The organism is Ignatzschineria indica (genome assembly GCF_003121925.1).
In the GTDB taxonomy this organism is placed as follows: domain Bacteria; phylum Pseudomonadota; class Gammaproteobacteria; order Cardiobacteriales; family Wohlfahrtiimonadaceae; genus Ignatzschineria; species Ignatzschineria indica.
Genome location: NZ_QEWR01000002.1, coordinates 23,039 through 42,842, shown reverse-complemented (window position 1 = coordinate 42,842; position 19,804 = coordinate 23,039). Strand labels below are relative to the sequence as shown.

Genomic DNA, 19,804 nt, shown 5'->3' with positions numbered 1-19,804 from the left:
ATTAGTATGCTATTTCTGCGCACTCAATATGCGCTTATTATCAATAAATCGATGAATCAAAAAAAGGGGGCGGTAACAAAAAGGAAAGGTAGCAATTGCCGAAAGTGAGTACCTCAATCATCAATCACAAGAGAGATAGATGACCGACAAGATTCTACTCTTCCCAATCAAAAGAGCTAAAGAGTAGTTGTAAACTATAGGTTAAGACATGCCAACGGACGAAATGATCATTTCGTGTTGTGATATTGATTAAGGTATTTTTATCTGAGAAAGAAACTAAGGGATTCATAATCACACCAAAGAGAACTACGGATTTCTAAAATCTTTAAAATAAGCAGATTTAGGCTGCAACCATTGCGGTTACAGCAGAATAAGTCGTAGTGGTAGAAGTGTGATATTTTTAGTTTTCATAAGAAAAACCTTACCCTCTTTTAAAAAAGAGTTCAAGCTTTATTTTAAATGAATGATTTTCAATCAATCACTATTCAGTAATTCTCTGGATGAATAGAGCTCAAGAGTAAGTGAGTAAAAGAGAAAAAGAGAAGAAGAGAAGCAGCAAAAAGATAACATAAAACGATAGTGTCACGCTTTAGAAAGCCATTTAAAACAATAGGTCATCACAAAAAAAGGATGTGGCCCTAAAGCGCACATCCTCTTAATGATGAGGTAATTTCCAACTATCCTCCTCACCATCATCTCTACATTCATTATTAAGCAATTATTGAGGCTTAAATGCATCCGGCATATCCGCACCATCACCAAAAAAGAAATCATGCATCTGTTTTTCTAAAAACTCTCTCGATTTAGGATCAAGGGGGTTAATACGATACTCATTGATTAAAATTGTTTGCGCTCTTAACCATTGTTGCCATGCTTCATTAGAGACATTTTCAAAAATTTGCTTTCCTAGCTCCCCAGGATACATCTGTCTTGGCATACCTTCTGCTTCTTTTTGCAATTTGACACAAAAAACTTTACGTGACATAAACTTCTCCTCAAGTTAATTCATCTGATCTCAGTTAAACTGATCTCAATTGATTTGATCTCTAATTTCGATTCTCCATTATATAGAATGCCCCGATAGATTGCTGAAGAATCTCCTTATCGTTAGAAGATCAGACAAGAAAAAAGGTATCACTCTAACGAGTAATACCTTTTCATCTTTTTATATGGCTGGGCTACCAGGATTCGAACCTGGGAATGGCGGGATCAAAACCCGCTGCCTTACCGCTTGGCTATAGCCCAATAAATTTTATTCCATTGAGAAGAGAGTACTCACTGATTCCTCTTCATGAATGCGACTGATAGTGTTAGCAATCACATCTGCAATTGAGAGAACTCGAATCTTTTCACAGTTTCTAGCTTCTTCACGGAGAGGTATTGTATCAGTTACAATCATTTCGTCAAGCCCTGAACCTTCAATATTTTCAATTGCTTTTCCAGAGAAGATCGGATGCGTACAATATGCTCTAACAGTCTTCGCACCACGAGACTTTAAAACTTTCGCAGCTGACGCTAATGTACCTGCAGTATCAACAATATCATCAACAATGATACAGTTACGACCCTCGACCTCACCAATAATGTTCATTACTTCAGCAACATTCGGCGCTGGACGACGTTTATCAATAATTACTAAATCTGCACCCGGAATCTGTTTTGCAACAGAACGAGCACGGAGTACGCCACCAACATCAGGAGAGACGACAGTGATATCTTCAGCACCCTGAGCAATGATATCATTTTGGATAACTGATGATGCATAGATATTATCCACAGGAATTTCAAAGAACCCTTGAATTTGATCAGCATGGAGATCGATAGTCAATACACGATCACACCCTACACTTGTAATCATATTTGCAACAACTTTTGCAGAGATAGGTACACGAGCTGAACGAGGACGACGATCCTGTCTTGAGTAGCCATAGTAAGGAATGACTGCTGTAATTCTACCCGCTGACGCTCTACGAAGCGCATCACATGCTACCAGAAGTTCCATTAAGTTATCATTAGTTGGATAACAAGTTGGCTGAATAAAAAAGACATCTTTACCACGAACATTTTCATTGATAGAGATCATCACTTCCCCATCTGAGAAGCGTCCTACTGTCGCATCCCCTAACTCAAGCCCTAAATGTTCAACTACCTTTTTAGCTAACTCTGGATTGGCGTTGCCGGTAAACACCATCATCTGGTCTTTGCTACTCATTACAAAGAATCCTCTATCAATAAAGAAAATTTTCGAAAATTAAAATAGAAAAAGGTATTGCAACTATTTGTAATTTACCTCTTGACATAATCAACTCAATTACAGTGCAATACCTTTCATAATATGGCTGGGCTACCAGGATTCGAACCTGGGAATGGCGGGATCAAAACCCGCTGCCTTACCGCTTGGCTATAGCCCATCAGAAGAACAACTATTATAAACATTTATATTTTGAAGTCTAGTTTTATTTATGTCTTATTTTCGACCAACTTAACTTCTGTTTATAAGCCGCTTCAAAGTGTAGAATATCATTCTCTTTTAAGAGATTTCTTTCTGCGCTGTGTAACGACGGAAACAATTCTATCAAACTTTTTTTAAAAAACCATGAAAAGATCAAAAATTATCCCTTTTATTTTTTTCACTTTAGCAGTTACCGCCTGTACAGCCCCTAATTATGTGTCATTAGAGGAATCTGACTACTATAAAGTTTTTGGCAGAACCGCAATCAAGCATCCGACACAGAGCGGGCAAGTGAGCTTTGCTATCGAACAGGCCAAAAATAGTACGATCAACATTATCATTCAAGGACCTTTTGCCCAAGGTCGTGCAGATATCGAGATCGCCGATAATGAAACAACCATTACAATCGATGAACAGACCTTTAAGGATCGAGGTCCGGATCAACTCTTTTATAACCTTACCGGCATCGAATGGCCTGTGTCAGGCACTCAAAATTGGATTAAAGGAAAACCTTACCACCCCGATACTCACATCACTTACGATAAAGATGGAAAGATAGAGCGTTTCAATGAAGATGGTTGGAATATTAGTTACCAGGAGTGGACCACTAAGAGTGGGTTAGAACTCCCCTTAAAGATGACAATCACTCGTGGCAATGATATTCGCTTACGTTTCTTAATTGACAACTGGATTATTCGATAAGGTAAACAATGCAATATTACCCTTCCCCTGCCAAAATCAATCGCATGCTTCGAGTCATTCGACGCGAAGCTAATGGTTACCACTATCTACAAACGGTTTTTCAATTCACCGATCTCTATGATGAGATCGGCTATCAAATTACCGATCATCCTGAGATCACCTTCCACTACCCTCATATCAATTTCCCGAAGGAAGAGGATCTTATCTATCGCGCCATTATGGCACTCAAAGATGCGACCCAATGCACCAAAGGGGTGATGATCGATCTTGTCAAAAATCTTCCAATGGGTGCCGGCATCGGAGGTGGTAGCTCCAATGCGGCAACAACCCTAATCGTATTGAATAAACTATGGAAACTCAATCTCACAAAAGAGCAACTGATCGATATCGGGAGTCAATTAGGGGCGGATGTCCCTATCTTTATCTATGGAAGAAGTGCATGGGGGGAAGGAATAGGTGAAAAACTAACGCCTCTCGATCTTCCTGAAGAACGCTTCTTAATGATCAATCCCGGTATTCACATCAGTACAAAAGTGATCTTTGAGAGCCCTTTTCTACCCCGAAACTCAGCGATGATGAGTGAGTGTTATTTCGATCAATCTCGTGCGATTAATGATTGCTTGCCGGCAATATATCACCACTATCCTGAGATGGAGCAGATCATGAAAAGGCTCATAGCGCTCGATTTTGATCCTTATATTACCGGTACAGGTTCATGTCTCTATATTAAAGAACCCTCCAAAGAGAGCGATGGAGAGACTAAGTATCAACAAATCAGAGAACTTGCCACACAGCATCAATGGCAGCTCATCCCTTTCCAAAGCCGCAATATCTCACCTCTTTATAGCGCTTATCCTCAACTAAAACCTTATGAAAAAAGGATAGATTAGAAGTCAGCTTATGAAATGAGCTTATGAAATAGATCTCAGAAACTGTTTTCTAGAATTGGTTTCTAGAATTGATTTCTGGAATGGGTTTCCGGAGTGAGTTTAGATTAAATTTGGCGCAAATTGAGACTTATAAAATGTCATTGCATAAAAAACACCATTGAGTGGGATCTCATTTCAATGGTGTTTTAAGTGGGGAGAGCGATAGATATTGAAGAAATTGAATCTTATCTAATCGATTTAGACTCGATGCTGTCTTTGTCGTTGCGGCAACGCCTCATGGAGTCGCTCCTCTTTACTCGCCTTCCGATCTCTTTCAAAGAGCAGCTCATCAGGTCTTTCACCGAGATACTTCGGCCATCCTTTAATTCCTGTGCGTAAAAAGTCCTGCCGCATCACTTCTCGAACCCTCTCAACACTATATCCTCTCTCATCCACTAGATAGAGATAGATCGCTTTGAAGAGTCGATCTAAAGCAATAGCATATGCTCGACCGAAGCTTTGATAGAGTGAGCGAGCTAACGCCCTAAACTCCTCAAAAGGCTTGTCAGCAAGAATAAGCGGTAACGTTTCACGATAACGGCCTGAGTTTGCGATAAGATCCCAAAACTTTGCAAAGCGCTCCATCTCCATTACCTCAGGAAATGGTAGCTCTCGATTTTGTAAGATTGAATAGGGAGGCTCTTGGCTAAATCGATATTGAAATTCATTGGTATGTCGAATAATCGGCACTCCTTTAAGTCGCTTCAAAATACCGACCTGAATCTCTTGAGGCTCCCATGACCAGAGCTCATTAAACCCCACAGCAAAACTCTCTAAATCCTCATCAGGCAACCCCACAATAAGATCGACATGGAGATGGACATCGGTATTTTTTGAGAGCCAAGAGATATTCTCTTTCGCAATCGGAAGATTAGTACGTCGTGAAATAAGATGTTGAGTTGTGCTATTGAGTGTCTGAATACCTATCTCAAATTGCAATGAACCATCTGGAAACTCTAAGATTTTTGCTTTTAATTCATCAGAAAGATAATCAGGCACCAACTCAAAATGAAGAAAGAGGGGATCATCGGGATTCTCGGCAATTTTCTGTAGGAAAAAATCTAAAATTGCTAGAGTAAAATCTTTCTTTAAATTAAAAGTTCGGTCAACAAACTTATATTGACGCAAGCCACGACGATAGAGATCATCCATCGCATCTAAAAAAGGCTCTAAAGGAAAGCGCCAAGCTGTCTTATCTAGACTAGAGAGGCAAAATTCACACTTAAAAGGGCACCCTCGAGAGGCTTCAATATAGACTGTTCGATATTTAATATCCTCTTCTGTATAGAGATAATAGGGCAATTTAATCTCCGATAATGGAGGCTCTATCCCCTTTATAACTTTACTCTCCCAAGGCTGATTCTCAATCAGAAGTGATTTTGCCAATTGATAAAAACTGATATCACCCCAACCTGTAATCAGATAATCAATCAGAGGAAATATCTCAATTTCTTCATACTCATAAGAGACTTCAGGGCCGCCAATTGTAATAACCAGATCCGGCATAAGGGCTCGAAGATCTCGAATAAGTAGTGTCGTCTCTCTAAAATTCCAGATATAGATACCAAAAGAGACGATTTTAGGTTGACGATGATAGATCTCCTCTAACATCGCCTCCCTATTTTGTTGAATCGTAAACTCAAGGATCTCTGCCCGCTCTTCTAGCTCATAAAGATTCGCCTTTAGATAACGAAGACCTAGTGAAGCATGGGAATAACGCGCATTTAATGTAATTAATAAAATATCCATCTGTCCTTGTATCGATTCTCTTGTCATTGGAATCTTTCTCTAAATCTAAATTAATACTCCTAACAACTACTCTTCAATAAATGAAACTTTACCACCGGCAAGTGAGGCAACACGCGCGAGAGATTGAACATTAATTCCCTCTTTTTCTAACCTTGCACGCCCTTCTTGGAAGCTCTTCTCAATAATAAAGCCCATACCAGAAAGCGTTGCCCCTGCTTGATCAATTAATGATTTCACTCCTAACGCAGCATTACCATTTGCCAAGAAGTCATCGATGAAGAGAACATTATCCTCTTTAGAGAGATACTCTTCACTGACACAAACATTGTATGTACGATCCTTAGTGAAAGAGTAAACTGTTGAAAGATACATTTTTTCCATTGTTTTTGGTGTTTTCTTCTTCACAAATACAACCGGAAGCTCTAATAGGTAGCCTAACATAATCGCTGGTGCGATACCGCTTGCTTCAATAGTAATAATTTTATTGATCGGGAGCGTTGCAAAACGGCGAACAAACTCTACCGCAATCGATTTCATTAAGATCGGATCCATTTGGTGGTTAATAAAGCTATCAACCTTTAAGGTCCCATCATCAAATGCTAAACCATCTTGGACAATTCTTTCGTGAAGCAGTTTCATAAATACCTTTTGTTTCTAATAGAGCACCAGCGGTGAACAGATTACATGATATCCCACATCATTCATTAGAGATCGAATAATCGATAAGAATAATCGATAATGATTACCATCACACTTATTGTTAAGTGCTAATATAGTGAGGAATATCAAAAAAAATTTGTGCAATATTGTAGCCTAAATCGAGGGAACATGCCCTACTTTATTCCCATCTTATGGGCTTCTCTATTTACGATACCCCTATTACACAGGATGCCTATAATAATATTCCGCACCCATTCATATGGTTGTACATATCTGCGTATCCATCTGTACATTTGTACATCTGTGCATCTGTGCATCTGTATATATGAGGCGTGTGGCATGTGGCATGTGTATATATAAATATATGCGCGCACAAATAGGTTACTATCGAAATTACTGTCAAAATTGCTATCAAAGTACATTATCAGTTTGATAGCACCCCATTGATGGCGTAGCACAAAAATAATTATAAAGGAGATTTAAAGCATTATGATGAAAAAAGTCACTGATCTTCTCAAAGAAGCCATTGCTGTTAATAATCGTCCCTGGCCCTGGGAAAGAGCAATCGGTGCCGGAATCGCCATGACACTTCCTATCTTAATTGGAATTTGGCTAGATCAGTTACAGTATGGGCTTATTGCAGGATTAGGGGGCTTTACCTATCTCTATGCCTTTCCTATCCCTTATGCCCAACTCTCAAAGCGTCTACTATTTGTTGCTATAACTATTGTAACCTGCTCTTTTCTCGGCTCAATATTATCCCCTTATCCGCTCGCTGTTGCTATTGTGATGGGCCTAATTGCCGGGGTTAGTCTCTTTATTTTTAATGCACTACGTTTTATCGGTCCTTCGGCAATCTTTTTTGTCTTAATTTTTGCTTTAACAGCAGATATGACTGAAACAGACCTTATCGGCGCACTAACACGTGCAGGATTAGTGGCTCTCGGAGCGTTGCTCTCTTGGATTATTGCAATGAGTGGCTTTCTCCTCAACCCTCATCGCCCTGAAATTAGAGCGATCCGTAGAGCCTATCAACAATTAACCACATTTACAGAGAGTATCGGGACAGATCAATTTCAGAAGGAGAAGTATAAAACAATGGGGGTCTTCAAGGAGAGCTTTGACACCTTAATTGCCGGCGAACTCCCTTGGCAACCCTCCGAAACATATCGTCGCCTCCTGCATCTTGCCATTGAAGGAAATGAGTACTTTTTAACTATCCTCAATAATTGCTCCGATGATAATACAGCTATTAACCCCGAACTAGCGTTCTATCTGCAACGCTCCTTACAAAAAATCGAATCTGATATTGATCATAAATTTCTCAATAGAAAAAATAGGGATATCCTTCTCCATAATCACTCTAAAAAGAATAATAGTAGTACTACCGCAGATATCGACACCCCGAAATTGCCGGCACTCTCTCCATCAATGGCCATTATTACGCAACAGCTCAAAAAAATGGAGCAAGCCTTGCATGCTCCTCTTGCAGAATTGGAACCCGTTACATTAGAGAGCAAAACATCTGTTAAAGATCTCCTGGTGAATGCCTTCGATCGTAACTCGCTTGTCTTTTTAACGGCTATACGTTTTAGTGTTATCACTACAATGGCTGCGCTTATCGCCTATAGCTTCGACTTCACTCGTTCTTACTGGATACCACTCTCCTGTGTCGCTGTAATGTCTGGCGAATCGATGATCGCAACACTGCATCGCGCCATTCAACGCTCAATTGGTACTTTTATCGGAATTATCATTGCCAGTTCAATTCTCTACTTTAAACCTTCTGGCTATCCCATCGCACTCTTTATCCTCTTCTTTACAGCGACAATCGAGCTTTTCATTATCCGTAACTACGGTTTGGCAGTAATCTTTATTACCCCCAATGCGCTTCTCTTAGCCGAAACAATCACCGGTGGAGAGTTTTCATTCTTCCACTTCTCTAGCGCAAGAATGATCGACGTCGTTATCGGAAGTGCAATCGGTATTATCGGTGTTCTTCTAATGGGAAAACGATCTGCTTCAGTACGTATCCCACGAATTTTAATGCGTACATTACGAAACCAGTCTCAAATGATTCTTCTACTCTTCTCTCGAGAGAAAGCGAGTACTGAAAAGCAGATTCAAGCTCGACTAATAAAGATGAAAACTAACTTAAATAATCTTATGGCACTCTATAATGCTGCTATCGGAGAGATTCCTAAAAAGAGAGAGTTGCTAGAATACTACTGGCCGATTATCTACTCAATGGAGAAACTTGCCTTCCTTCTCGAGAGTGCAGCTGAGAAACCATCCCGCCCCATTCTAAAAGAGGAAGATCTAGCATCTCTGCTCTTTCTATTTGAAACTCTCGCGAATGCTGCTCAATATTCAGAAGCAGAAAAGATCAAGCCAATCCCTGAGATAGAAGGTTTTGATAGTATTCAGCGCGAAATCGATACCCTGCAACAAGCTTTTGCAAGCCAATAACTATCAAAAGATAGGAGTACCGAAAAAACTCCCATTGAAATAAGTTATTTGTAATAGCTGTTATATTAATTTTTACGATATTTTCTGTAATAGACTAAAAGGAAAGTTATGCAAAACACCTCTTTTCAGCCACTCCTCTCTTATCTTATCCGTAGCGCAATGATGGCTGACAAATTAACAGAGAGATTAACTGAAGGTGATCGCTCAACTGAACAGCTAACAGAAATGCTTACAAACCTTCTTAACGAGCAATTTCAAAACCTCAATCAAGAGCATCGAGCAAGCTATTTAGATCACACGATTACAATAGAGGAGTTTTCAGAGGAACAAGAGATTAAAACCCCCTACCAAATTTCACTTATTGATTATCCTAACGAAATAAATGATGTAGTCGGATGCCAAAAGGCTCAACACTCGCTACTACTATTTATCGCAAATCAAGAGTCAAAAGAGATGCTCGATGAGTATCTACAAACGCTCGAGCAATATGGCGCCCTACTCAAACCTCATACAATCTCCCTTAAAGAGGGAGCAATGATATTTCAACTTGTTGAAAAATATTATGACTTTGGGATAGGTACTTATAATGATTATCGGTAGTAGTTATCGATTTAGACCTGATCATTGAAAACACTACAGACGAAGCTATAGCCCTATATCTGAAAGTAACAATAACCTCTAGGCCTCTTTCAAAGTGAAGTTATCCGTATATTTTTCTAAAAAATCAAATAAGGTAATGCATGGCACACTAAAAGCCTCAGCAATATCATATAGTGGGACTTTTCTCTTCATGTCAGGATTTCTGACTTCATTCGTTACTATGGTATAACCATATTTTTTAGCATATGCAATCAGCCAAGCATCAGCCTCATGCTCATTTGCAAACTCTTCTAAAGCGTAATCAAAATAAGGATGTCCGCAAATTCTCGGATATTCTGTTACCGTAACCCACTCATCAACTGCATTCCAATGGTCTAAAAACATCTCCTTAGGTAAGCTTCGAATCCAATCTGATAACTCGTCTTTGGTTTTTAAAAGCTCTTGTTTTACTACCTTGACTGTAAAAACCATTCCTGTTGCATGCATATCTTGTAAGAGAATCCAAAAATTTCCACAAAATGAGAAACGATAATGCAGATTCTTAGACTGTATAAATATATTGCTATCTAATAAATATTTTGACATCAGACTTGCCCTTTATAAATATCCATTACAACCTTGGGGCTCGCATTAATTAATTGCCCTGCATACTTTAAGGTAATTTTCTGATTCATTGCACTACGAACAACTGTATTAGTAAATCTCCTGCTATTTCTAATAGGTATCATATAGATATATTTAGGGCCGCCAGAGCTTGCTCTTTCTTTTTTTCTTTGTAGTGCTAATGTTGTTTCATGCTGAATTTTTGAAACATAAGCGCTATCAATTAACTTGAGTTCATTCGCTCGTATAGCAGCAGCTAATGCGCTAACTCCAAAATAGTTAGCTATATTATAAGCCTCATGTTTAGGCTCATTACTATTATTCCATTTTTGCTTAAATATCTTGTGAGGCATGAGAAACTCTGCAGCGACTTTATTACAAAATCGCTCTATCAAAACCTCTCTGCTTGGCTTTTGAATATTCATTAAATATTCATAATCAATATTACTAACACCTTCTAACCCAAGCCATAAATGAGCTAGTTCATGTACAAGTGTAAATAAATTTGCAGCTTTACTATCTCGAGTATTAATAAATATCGCTGGAGCATATTGATTAGAGATTACGAATCCTCTGAACTCATCAACACTTAAAGGTTCTCTAGTATTATTCTTTACTATAGAATTTCTAAAAACTAATATTCTGCTCTCTTCAACGGCATTGATAAGGTTATTTAATAGAAGATCGGTCTTTATTGGATATTCAGGTGCCCATTTCAATTCTCTTATAATATCCTCTACGACAGTAGTTACGGATAATTTTAGGTTAAAATTATATTTACCTATGAAAGAGAGAGGTTCATAGCCCTCTTCTTTCAAAAAATCCTCATACCAATCTACCTTTTTCCGAACATCTTTTAATATTTCAAAGAAGTTACTACTAAGTTCTATTGGAGTCGCTGTTTGTCTAAAATCTGGGAACTCAATCTTTTGATCACTCAAAGGCAAATCATGAAGCAGAAAAGCTAAAGGCTGCTTAGAAACTTTAGCTAGCTTTTGTATCGCGCCTTTTCCTAACTTCCCCTCTTTAAAGTCCTCTTTTTTCTTGGGTGCAATCTCCTCGGCAAGAGTGTCAATACTCATGCCTAGAGAGCCGGCGATCCATTTGATTTTATCTACTTCTACCGTAAACATAATCACCCCAAAAAAATTAAAACAAACATCATGATTATAATTATAGTATTTATACGTTAAATATACCAAAACCTAGCTGCAGATGAATCGAGGCTAGAATGAAAATAATGAGTAAAATAAAAAACATACTTAATATAGTCTAGGGGCTGTTGAACATTCATAACTTCAGCCAAGTATAGGCACAAGCTAAAGCAACATTGTTTTTATAATGTTGTTTTAGCTTGTCACATCTTGTTGCTACACCTCTAAAATGTTTCAGCCTTGCAAATGCATTCTCCTCTAAATGCCGAGTTTTATAAATATACCAGTCCATATGACTATTGTTTGTAAGAGTATTTCTCTTTTTGGGAATAATGGCTTTAGCTCCTTGATTTATAATCTCTTCTCTAAAACTTTCAGAGTCATAGCCTTTATCTGCATTGCCATAATCTGTTGTATTTAAAGGAGTCTTACTTAGTAGCTCTAGAGCGATCTTTATATCGTGAGTCGTTCCATCTGTTACGATAAATTCAGAGAGATTACCGCAAGCATCTACGATCATATGAATTTTTGAACTATTTCCACCAACACTTTTTGATATTCCTTGAGGATTATCTGTGGCTGCTCCCGTGCTATGCTGGTGAGCTCTAATATGAGTTCCATCTATAATCAGCCATTCATAATCAATATCTTGTGATAGTTTTTTAAATAATTTCAATAGCTTGTTGTTTTTAGACCAACAACTAAAAGTCTTAAAAGTCGCATTAGGTCGCCCAAATTGTTCAGGAATATCCCTCCAAGGAACACCTGTTCTCATTCTAAATAGAATACCCTCAACGATATTTCTTAAATTTGGTTTGTCATAAATATTTAAATTAAATATTTAAATCTAGGAGAATAGACTTTAGTTTCAGCCATAGCTTATCTGTAAGCATGGTTCGAGACATAGCGAGTGGCAGGTTTTGTTTGACGATAATATTCTACCGCTCGCTTTTTTTATTTTGAACTACAATGCTCAACAGCCCCTAGCACTTCTCCCAAAAGTTCACTCACAAATCCATTCCCACTGGGAAGTTATACGTTACAGTAATTACAATCCAATTTTCAGCATCACGTTTTGATTTGAAACCCACTCACTTTAGTAGGCTTTCTGCTGTTAGGCTGGGATTTTCTCTGGCTAAACTCACGCTGATCGATGCTTTACCTCGATTAAGCTTGAAAAGCTGTTTTTCTATGGATGTTTGTGCTTGTTTTCACCTTCAAAGATCATCCTTAAATATGGACTCGCCCTTCTTTGCCGATTAATATTTTCTTTCGTTTGGCTTTTCCTGGCAACGAGTATCGCGCTTCTGCGCCCGTGTAGTGATCACGGTCATTCACAAAATAATTTATGCTTATCGCCATCTGATCGTTGATGCGTAATTACCAGCATTTGTTAACCGCTTGCTACCGGCTAGTGCTTTGACTTAATTAAGACGTAAATCCCGCCAAATTTCCCGCCAAATCAGCCTTCAGGCAACAAAAAACCCCGCAATTATGCGGGGTTTGGGCCTTTAGTTGGTGGGCCTTGCTGGGCTCGAACCAGCGACCGCTCGATTATGAGTCGAGAGCTCTAACCAACTGAGCTAAAGGCCCTTATAAATTTGGTAGGCGTAATTGGATTCGAACCAACGACCTCCACCATGTCAAGGTGGCGCTCTAACCAACTGAGCTATACGCCTGAAGCAAGATGCATATAATGCAATATATTTTAGAGTTTGACAAGCCTTATTTCTTGATTAGCTAATAATTAGTCAAACCTATCTCTATACCGCCATTTGCTAACAGAGCCTAATTAAGATTTAGAATAATACCACAAGTAGAGAAAAGAGCAAACTCAGTGATTAACTGATAGAATAACCCTTAAAATTTAACCCCCTATTTATAAATTCTAAAACAGAATAAAGAATAAGAAGTAGAGATTATGGCTGAAAAGAAAAAAGGTTGGTTTAGTAGATTATTTGGTGGCAAAAAAGAGGATAAGGCTGTCTCTCAAGAGACTCCGCTTGAGGAAAAATCTTCCGTTCAAGCAGTCAAATCCCCTGCTGAAGATGATAAAGAGATCCCCTCTCAAAAAGAGAGCTCTCCTCTTTCCACTGTAGAGCATATTGTTGAGGAGATTGCTCACGATATTGCAGATGAGATTAAAGAGAATGTTAAACCTCAGAGTCAATCCGATTCTGCAAAAGAATTGCCGGCACAACATCAGTTCTTAGAAAAGATCGCATCTGATGCCAAAGAGGAGACTCTTGAAGCATCTAATGAACAGGGTCATCTTCAAGATGAGAAAGTCTCAGAAGAGCATGTTACAGAGAGTAAGATGCCGCTTGATCCCTCCCCTATTGAGGACTCCAAAGAGGAAGCGACTGAAGTAGTTACTGAAACTGAAGAAACTGAGGTTGAAAAGATTGAAGTTGAGCAACCGGCAATCAGCGACGCACAAACAACTTCTATCGATGAAGAAGCCGATAAGCAAATTGCTGATGGTCAGATTAATGAGCAAGCTGAAGAGTATGTCGAGGTCACTCAAGAGAAGCCAAAACAGAAGAAAGGATTCTTTGCCCGCCTAACAAGTCGCCTAAGTAAGACACGCAATAGTATTACTGAAGGAATTGCAGATCTTTTCCTTGGTAAAAAAGAGATTAATGAAGAGATCTTAGAAGAGCTAGAAACGCGCCTTTTAATGGCCGATGTGGGCATCAATGTTACAGATCAACTTCTCACCTCAATTCGTGACTCTGTCTCCCGTAAGTCACTCTCTAATGTGGATGAACTCTTTGCGGCATTAAAGGTAGAGATGAAGGAGATTTTAGAGCCCGTATCAAAACCATTAGTAATCGATAAGGAGCATACACCTTATGTGATCTTGATGATTGGTGTAAATGGCGTGGGTAAGACAACAACTATTGGTAAATTAGCGAAGAAATTCCAAGCAGAAGGTCGCTCTGTAATGTTAGCCGCCGGCGATACCTTTAGAGCTGCTGCTGTAGAACAATTACAAGTTTGGGGTGAAAGAAATAAGATCCCTGTCATATCACAAAAAGAGGGCGCTGATCCGGCTTCTGTTATCTTTGATGCGATGGAATCAGCAAAAGCTCGGAAAATTGATATCTTAATTGCCGATACTGCCGGCAGACTCCATACAGACTCAGGCTTAATGCAGGAGCTTGCCAAAATTAATCGAGTGATTAAACGACATGATGAGAGCGCTCCTCACGAAGTAATGTTAGTGGTTGATGCCTCTACGGGTCAAAATGCGCTTAATCAAGCACGTCAATTTAATGAGACTGTTCCGATTACCGGCATGACATTTACCAAACTCGATGGAACAGCGAAAGGGGGAATCCTCTTTGCCATTGCGGAAGAGCTTGAGATTCCCATTCGCTTTATTGGTGTCGGCGAAACAATCGATGATCTCCGTCCGTTCAACTCAAATGAGTTTGTAGATGCTTTAATCTCAACCGAAGAGAGTGAAATCGAAAAGGGTGAGTAATGGTAGATCGCTCTTAAGTAGAAGGCCCTAAAGATCTAAAATCTCTAGGGCCTTTTTCTATGCTCTGTTCTATACTTTTTTATCTCGGCTTATCTATTCAATTCTATACATTCACTTAAGTTGAATTGTCATAACTTGAATAGTCATAACTTATAATAATTCTAAGCGTTTCTCTCTCTATTCAAACTGAAAGCCTTGTACACCTTGATTAAAAGCAGGGATATCAAATTGCGATTCTGCTCGCTTCTGATCAATGATCGATTTAAGCTGATAAAGCGCACTATGATTAGGCTGAACAACTAGACCTATTGCGACATACTGCTCTGCGATATCTAACTGTCCATAATTATAAGCATCATAAGCACTGCGATAGTAGATATCGGCAATATTGAGTAAACCCTGTTGCGCAGCACTATTTTCTGGATCTAATTTTAAGATCTCTTGATAATAGTGGTAAGCATCGTTTTGGTCGACCCCCACATAATTTCCCTGTGTATAGGCGATATCAGCCTGAAGAAGATAACTATCGATTAAAGATTGGGCTTCTTGTGAAAGATCTCCTACCGAATCATCGAGAGATAGAAGCGTTAAAGCAGGCGATTCCTCAACCGTAGTCTCAACAACAGATATCTCATCATCACCCGTTGCATCATTGTGACTTACAATCTCCACCTGGGTAAACTTCTGTGCTTCTGTACCCTCTAATGCCGGCACTTCAACCTCTGCTACGTCAACGACTTCACGAGGCTCTTTAGGAACATAGATATAACGCTGCCGCTCCTCTTCCGGAATAGCTGGATTTAACGCCGCCATTGCCCCCGATTCCTCATTAGGAACTGCCACATATTTCACCTCTTTTCCACTATAGAGAGACTCCTCTCCAAACATAAAGTAAGCAAACGCAGCTAACCCTACGAAGAGCAAACCAAATATAAATAGACTAAATCCTTGAAACCATCCCATACCTAATTGACTCCCGCGTCGTTTTTTTGGAGGATTAACATTGACATCTTCATCCTTATTGATCGATTCATCACTTTCTAGCTGTGCTGCTCTCTCCTCGATCTCCTCAATATTTTCTGCCACGATAGAGTCGATCGCACTGAAAGATTCTACCTTTGCATCACTATGATCAGAAATCACGGGCTCTAATCGGCCACCTCCTAGATAAGCGCTTCTATTTTCAGAGTTCATCTCTGAAAGCACACTACTCTCTAGAGCGGCATCAAAGAGCTCTGGAGTAGAGCGATCAGCAACAAATGAAGGGGCTTTGAGATGCGTTAACTTATTATTCGACTTAACGTTCTCATTAACATCTGATGGTGCTTCATCATACTCTTTAACAGTAAATTCTAATGGCTCACCTAACAACTCGGCATGAGAAGCCTCAACAGCAACATCATTATAGAGGCCCGACTTCTCCGCTTGTAGAGACCCCTCCCCTTTCACCTTACCCTGCACTTGAACATCTGTAGGTGATAATTCCGCCTCTTGCTTCTGAGTCACCGCTCTCTTCTCTTCTTCTCTCTTAACTGAATTCATCTTTCAAACCGATATTAATGTCGATATTAATTCTTAAAATACTCTCTATAACAGTGCTAATGCAAAATTTATTATCAGTATCTTCTTGATAACACTTTAATAACACTTTACTGATAACTTACTTCCTACAACTCCAACAGAGACTGAGGTCAGGTTTTCGCTAGACCTACACTACAGATCGATACTAGATCGATGCACGATTAAGCATCCATCAGATAACAATCAAACTCTTCTAATGCTTTTCGAAGTTCAAATAGCGGTAATCCCATAATGCCGGAATAACTTCCCTCGATCGACTCAATATACCCCGCCATTACCCCTTGAATTGCATAACCACCAGCTTTATCTTGTGGCTCACCACTTTGCCAATAGTGATGAATAAAGTCTTCCGGCAAGATAGAGAATTTTACGCGACTTTCACTTAACATTGTCACAAATTTCTCTTGAGTTCGAGCCCCTTCTGCATCAACCTTGCAACCTGACCCCACTAAAGTAATTGCTGTAAAAACAGTATGATGCTTATTAGAAAGAGTGCGCATGATATCAAAAAAATGAGCTTCACTCTCCGGCTTACCAATAATCTTACCACCGTAACTAATCGCCGTATCAGCCGTTAAAAGAAGTCTTTGATGATTGATCTGATCCCGATATTTTGAAAGTGCCGCTAGTGCCTTGGCTTCTGCCATACTTTTAACATAAAATTCCGGCATAATAGCTCCCTTTACACGCTCATCAACCTCAACATCCACTGTTTGATATTGAATTTGCAATTGTTGTAACAGCTCTTGCCGTCTTGGTGAGCGAGACGCTAATAAAATTTCATATTGACTCATCAAGTAACTCCCTTCAATAATCATCGATTAGATAGCCATCATATAAAATAAGATTTACCCCATAGGATAAATCTTATCTACACCGGCGAGTGACTCTATCTCTCTTCTACACTCATCTTCTGACTATTCAGCATCAACTACTAATTGTGACTCATTATCTCCCTCTAAATAGAGATAACGACCTTGCTGATCGAAGTGAACTTTAACAGTACGTGCTTTTTTCACTTTACCACTTGATGTGGAATGTTGAAAAACATAGTACCAAACATCAGGCTCATAAACATCCGTTACCAGTGGCGTCCCTAATAACATCTGTACCTCATGCTTACTCATTCCCGGCTTTAAATTCTCTATACGCGTCTCTTCAATATAATTACCTTGAACAACATCAACGCGATGCATTGAGCAACCAACAAAGAGAAGGCTTACACCCAATATAACGAGTGGTTTTATCATTTTCATCTTCACTATTCTCCTAAAAGAGTCGTTATAAATCATACCCTTTTTTCTCAAAATTTCTATTGAATGTTTTCAAGTTCTAACCAACGTTCGTACTTCTCTTCTAATAATGTACTCTTCTCAGCAAGCTCTGTTAACTTATCCGTCTGATAAAGATGGCTCTCCTGATAAAATTGTGCCGATTGTACCAGCGCCTCTAAAGCTTCAATATCGCTCTCTAATTGCGCAATAAGCTCAGGAAGTTGTGCTAACTCATGAGTCTCTTTAAATGTTAGTTTTCTCGGCTTATTCTCCTCACGCTTCTTATCTGAATTAGAAGATACTCTCTTATCATCAGCTTGGGATTCTTTCGTCGCGCTCTTCTCTCTCTTACGCTCAGCTGCCTGCATTTCTGCATTCTTTGCAGCTAAACGCTCTTGCCAATCGCTATAGCCCCCGATATATTCCCCGATCTTTCCCTCACCTTCAAAGACTAAAACAGAGGTGACGACACTATCTAGAAAAGCACGATCATGAGAGATTAACAGTAGAGTCCCCTCATAATTAGCAACCAGTTCCTCTAATAGCTCTAAGGTTTCAATATCGAGATCATTCGTTGGTTCATCCATAACTAAAAAGTTAAAAGGTTTTGTAAAGAGCTTTGCTAAAAGTAGACGATTTCGCTCACCCCCAGAGAGTGAGTTTACAGGACTTCTGGCCCTTTCAGGGGTAAACATAAAATCTTGTAACCAACTGATAACATGTCGTTTTTTACCCTTAATGTCGATAAAGTCACTTCCATCTGCAACATTATCACTAACGGTTGCATTAAGATCGAGTTTTGTTCGAAGCTGATCAAAATAAGCAATTTCTAACTGCGTTCCCCGCTCAATATGACCACTATCGGGCTCTAAATCCCCCATTAATAACTTCACTAAAGTAGATTTCCCAACCCCATTAGGACCGATAATCCCCACCTTATCGCCACGCATCAAGGTGAAAGTAAAGTCTTTAATCAAGCTTTTACCTGCAACTGAATAGGAGATATCATCGGCATAGAGCACCCGCTTACCCGATTTTTGTGCCTCTTCATGATGTAAAACAGCTTTTCCCTGACGCTCTAAACGTTCTTTTCGCTCTTGGCGCATCGCTTTTAAGGCTCGAACGCGCCCCTCATTTCGGGTTCTTCTTGCTTTGATGCCTTGTCGAATCCAGACCTCTTCTTCTGCTAACCGTTTATCAAAGAGTGCATTTTCTTGCGCCTCATTATGAAGTTCGATCTCTTTAAACCGCTGATAATCAGAAAATGATCCGGGATACTCTGTTAAATTTCCACGATCTAACTCAATAATTTTAGTGGCAACATTATCTAAAAACTGGCGATCATGAGAGACAAAGAGAAGCGCACCACGGTAGAGATCGATCAATGTCTTCTCTAACCACTCAATCATCTCAATATCGAGATGGTTTGTTGGCTCATCTAACAAGATAAGGTCAGGGTCACTCACTAAAACTCGAGCTAATAGAACCCGACGAATCCAACCGCCAGAGAGCTCATTCATCCGTTTTTGACCATCGAGCTCCAATCTTGTTAAGATTTCTGCCACCCTTGAATCGAGAGTCCAAGCATTTAAACGATCAAGCTCACTCTGAAGATCACCTAATTTTGCTAAATCAACATTGTCGCCAGCATCAATCATTGCGTGATACTGCTGTAGCTTCTCACCCACCTGGCTTAAACCACTTGTCACAACCTCATAGACACTCTGCTCTAAATCAGTGGGAATCTCTTGATCTAATTTTGCAATCTTCAGATCATCACTAAAAACGACCTCGCCACCATCTGGCATAATCTCTTGCGATACAACCTTCAAGAGTGAGGATTTCCCCTCTCCATTACGGCCTACTAAACAGACTCTCTCACCCTTTGAAATAGCAAATGTCACATCCTTTAGAAGCGGTCTTGCCCCATAAGCTAAAGAGACATCTTGTAAACGTAGTAGTACCATAAAACTCCTGAAGAATAGTCTAAAAAAAGAGACCTAATATAATCTATTGACTGTCCATTATACTCGATCATGTTTCATATCATATCTTGATTTTAGGGTGATATGATCTCATCTGGGATGCAGTTTACATACCTAGAATCAAGAAAAATTAATCCTTGCTAAATCAATCGATCT

16 protein-coding genes, 4 tRNA genes and 1 pseudogene are annotated in these 19,804 nt (G+C 39.4%); 5 read left to right on the top strand and 16 right to left on the bottom strand.

The window, feature by feature from the left end; genetic code table 11:
• Window positions 1-154: 154 nt before the first annotated feature.
• The 5 genes from DC082_RS10960 to DC082_RS00480 form a co-directional block, all read right to left on the bottom strand.
• Window positions 155-289, bottom strand: coding sequence for a hypothetical protein (locus DC082_RS10960; RefSeq protein ID WP_255406361.1), 135 nt, complete (start codon window positions 287-289; stop codon window positions 155-157).
• Between the two features lie 429 nt (window positions 290-718).
• Complete coding sequence (locus DC082_RS00495; RefSeq protein ID WP_094568254.1) at window positions 719-985, bottom strand: oxidative damage protection protein; 267 nt, start codon at window positions 983-985, stop codon at window positions 719-721.
• A gap of 185 nt (window positions 986-1,170) precedes the next feature.
• Window positions 1,171-1,245: transfer RNA gene (locus DC082_RS00490), tRNA-Gln, on the bottom strand.
• 7 nt (window positions 1,246-1,252) lie between these two features.
• Window positions 1,253-2,212 (bottom strand): ribose-phosphate pyrophosphokinase, encoded by a 960-nt coding sequence (locus tag DC082_RS00485; RefSeq protein WP_109235285.1) that lies wholly within the window; start codon window positions 2,210-2,212, stop codon window positions 1,253-1,255.
• A gap of 124 nt (window positions 2,213-2,336) precedes the next feature.
• Window positions 2,337-2,411 (bottom strand) — tRNA-Gln (locus tag DC082_RS00480).
• Between the two features lie 185 nt (window positions 2,412-2,596).
• Between DC082_RS00480 and lolB the strand changes: the two genes are divergently transcribed.
• Together lolB and ispE are read left to right on the top strand one after the other, a co-directional pair.
• Window positions 2,597-3,154 (top strand): lipoprotein insertase outer membrane protein LolB, encoded by a 558-nt coding sequence (gene lolB, locus DC082_RS00475; protein WP_109235284.1) that lies wholly within the window; start codon window positions 2,597-2,599, stop codon window positions 3,152-3,154.
• A gap of 8 nt (window positions 3,155-3,162) precedes the next feature.
• Complete coding sequence (ispE, locus tag DC082_RS00470; protein ID WP_109235283.1) at window positions 3,163-4,044, top strand: 4-(cytidine 5'-diphospho)-2-C-methyl-D-erythritol kinase; 882 nt, start codon at window positions 3,163-3,165, stop codon at window positions 4,042-4,044.
• Between the two features lie 237 nt (window positions 4,045-4,281).
• Here ispE and DC082_RS00465 read toward each other — a convergent pair whose 3' ends face one another.
• Both DC082_RS00465 and xpt read right to left on the bottom strand, forming a co-directional pair.
• Window positions 4,282-5,859, bottom strand: coding sequence for a B12-binding domain-containing radical SAM protein (locus DC082_RS00465; RefSeq protein ID WP_229821504.1), 1,578 nt, complete (start codon window positions 5,857-5,859; stop codon window positions 4,282-4,284).
• 39 nt (window positions 5,860-5,898) lie between these two features.
• Window positions 5,899-6,471, bottom strand: a complete 573-nt coding sequence (gene xpt, locus DC082_RS00460) for a xanthine phosphoribosyltransferase (RefSeq protein ID WP_109235282.1) — start codon at window positions 6,469-6,471, stop codon at window positions 5,899-5,901.
• A 510-nt stretch (window positions 6,472-6,981) separates the two neighbouring features.
• Between xpt and DC082_RS00455 the strand changes: the two genes are divergently transcribed.
• On the top strand, window positions 6,982-8,961 hold the full coding sequence (locus DC082_RS00455) for an FUSC family protein (RefSeq protein WP_109235281.1): 1,980 nt from the start codon (window positions 6,982-6,984) through the stop codon (window positions 8,959-8,961).
• Between the two features lie 108 nt (window positions 8,962-9,069).
• A complete protein-coding gene (locus tag DC082_RS00450; protein ID WP_109235280.1) occupies window positions 9,070-9,561 on the top strand; it encodes a hypothetical protein in 492 nt (163 codons plus the stop codon).
• A 78-nt stretch (window positions 9,562-9,639) separates the two neighbouring features.
• Here DC082_RS00450 and DC082_RS00445 read toward each other — a convergent pair whose 3' ends face one another.
• From DC082_RS00445 to DC082_RS00425, 5 genes and pseudogenes are all read right to left on the bottom strand, one after another.
• Window positions 9,640-10,146 (bottom strand): DUF4411 family protein, encoded by a 507-nt coding sequence (locus tag DC082_RS00445; RefSeq protein WP_109235279.1) that lies wholly within the window; start codon window positions 10,144-10,146, stop codon window positions 9,640-9,642.
• Entirely contained in the window at window positions 10,146-11,297 is a 1,152-nt protein-coding gene (locus tag DC082_RS00440; RefSeq protein ID WP_109235278.1) for an ImmA/IrrE family metallo-endopeptidase, read from the bottom strand. Before DC082_RS00440 ends, DC082_RS00445 begins: the two co-directional genes overlap by 1 nt.
• Window positions 11,298-11,454: 157 nt before the next feature.
• Window positions 11,455-12,223: pseudogene (locus DC082_RS00435) on the bottom strand (IS5 family transposase).
• A gap of 611 nt (window positions 12,224-12,834) precedes the next feature.
• Window positions 12,835-12,911, bottom strand: a tRNA-Ile gene (locus tag DC082_RS00430).
• A gap of 9 nt (window positions 12,912-12,920) precedes the next feature.
• Window positions 12,921-12,997 (bottom strand) — tRNA-Val (locus DC082_RS00425).
• A 242-nt stretch (window positions 12,998-13,239) separates the two neighbouring features.
• On the opposite strand from DC082_RS00425, the gene ftsY reads away from it, so the two are divergent.
• Window positions 13,240-14,808 carry a signal recognition particle-docking protein FtsY gene (gene ftsY / locus DC082_RS00420; protein WP_109235277.1) on the top strand — a complete coding sequence of 523 codons (1,569 nt, stop codon included), beginning with the start codon at window positions 13,240-13,242 and terminating at the stop codon, window positions 14,806-14,808.
• 177 nt (window positions 14,809-14,985) lie between these two features.
• Here the strand turns inward: ftsY and DC082_RS00415 are convergent, their stop codons facing one another.
• From DC082_RS00415 to DC082_RS00400, 4 genes are all read right to left on the bottom strand, one after another.
• The gene (locus DC082_RS00415; RefSeq protein ID WP_109235276.1) at window positions 14,986-16,350 is read right to left on the bottom strand and encodes a tetratricopeptide repeat protein; all 1,365 of its coding nucleotides are present in this window, start codon (window positions 16,348-16,350) and stop codon (window positions 14,986-14,988) included.
• A 200-nt stretch (window positions 16,351-16,550) separates the two neighbouring features.
• Window positions 16,551-17,183, bottom strand: a complete 633-nt coding sequence (locus DC082_RS00410) for a Maf family protein (protein ID WP_109235275.1) — start codon at window positions 17,181-17,183, stop codon at window positions 16,551-16,553.
• A 123-nt stretch (window positions 17,184-17,306) separates the two neighbouring features.
• On the bottom strand, window positions 17,307-17,645 hold the full coding sequence (locus tag DC082_RS00405; protein WP_157957377.1) for an outer membrane protein assembly factor BamE: 339 nt from the start codon (window positions 17,643-17,645) through the stop codon (window positions 17,307-17,309).
• Window positions 17,646-17,701: 56 nt separating this feature from the next.
• Window positions 17,702-19,630 carry an ATP-binding cassette domain-containing protein gene (locus DC082_RS00400; RefSeq protein ID WP_109235273.1) on the bottom strand — a complete coding sequence of 643 codons (1,929 nt, stop codon included), beginning with the start codon at window positions 19,628-19,630 and terminating at the stop codon, window positions 17,702-17,704.
• Window positions 19,631-19,804 lie beyond the last annotated feature (174 nt).

Bases quoted from the DNA above. Each gene is read 5' to 3' on its own strand.
- DC082_RS10960 (WP_255406361.1), bottom strand. From the start codon at position 289: ATGAATCCCTTAGTTTCTTTCTCAGATAAAAATACCTTAATCAATATC.
- DC082_RS00495 (WP_094568254.1), bottom strand. From the start codon at position 985: ATGTCACGTAAAGTTTTTTGTGTCAAATTGCAAAAAGAAGCAGAAGGT.
- DC082_RS00485 (WP_109235285.1), bottom strand. From the start codon at position 2,212: ATGAGTAGCAAAGACCAGATGATGGTGTTTACCGGCAACGCCAATCCA.
- lolB (WP_109235284.1), top strand. From the start codon at position 2,597: ATGAAAAGATCAAAAATTATCCCTTTTATTTTTTTCACTTTAGCAGTT.
- ispE (WP_109235283.1), top strand. From the start codon at position 3,163: ATGCAATATTACCCTTCCCCTGCCAAAATCAATCGCATGCTTCGAGTC.
- DC082_RS00465 (WP_229821504.1), bottom strand. From the start codon at position 5,859: ATGACAAGAGAATCGATACAAGGACAGATGGATATTTTATTAATTACA.
- xpt (WP_109235282.1), bottom strand. From the start codon at position 6,471: ATGAAACTGCTTCACGAAAGAATTGTCCAAGATGGTTTAGCATTTGAT.
- DC082_RS00455 (WP_109235281.1), top strand. From the start codon at position 6,982: ATGATGAAAAAAGTCACTGATCTTCTCAAAGAAGCCATTGCTGTTAAT.
- DC082_RS00450 (WP_109235280.1), top strand. From the start codon at position 9,070: ATGCAAAACACCTCTTTTCAGCCACTCCTCTCTTATCTTATCCGTAGC.
- DC082_RS00445 (WP_109235279.1), bottom strand. From the start codon at position 10,146: ATGTCAAAATATTTATTAGATAGCAATATATTTATACAGTCTAAGAAT.
- DC082_RS00440 (WP_109235278.1), bottom strand. From the start codon at position 11,297: ATGTTTACGGTAGAAGTAGATAAAATCAAATGGATCGCCGGCTCTCTA.
- ftsY (WP_109235277.1), top strand. From the start codon at position 13,240: ATGGCTGAAAAGAAAAAAGGTTGGTTTAGTAGATTATTTGGTGGCAAA.
- DC082_RS00415 (WP_109235276.1), bottom strand. From the start codon at position 16,350: ATGAATTCAGTTAAGAGAGAAGAAGAGAAGAGAGCGGTGACTCAGAAG.
- DC082_RS00410 (WP_109235275.1), bottom strand. From the start codon at position 17,183: ATGAGTCAATATGAAATTTTATTAGCGTCTCGCTCACCAAGACGGCAA.
- DC082_RS00405 (WP_157957377.1), bottom strand. From the start codon at position 17,645: ATGAAAATGATAAAACCACTCGTTATATTGGGTGTAAGCCTTCTCTTT.
- DC082_RS00400 (WP_109235273.1), bottom strand. From the start codon at position 19,630: ATGGTACTACTACGTTTACAAGATGTCTCTTTAGCTTATGGGGCAAGA.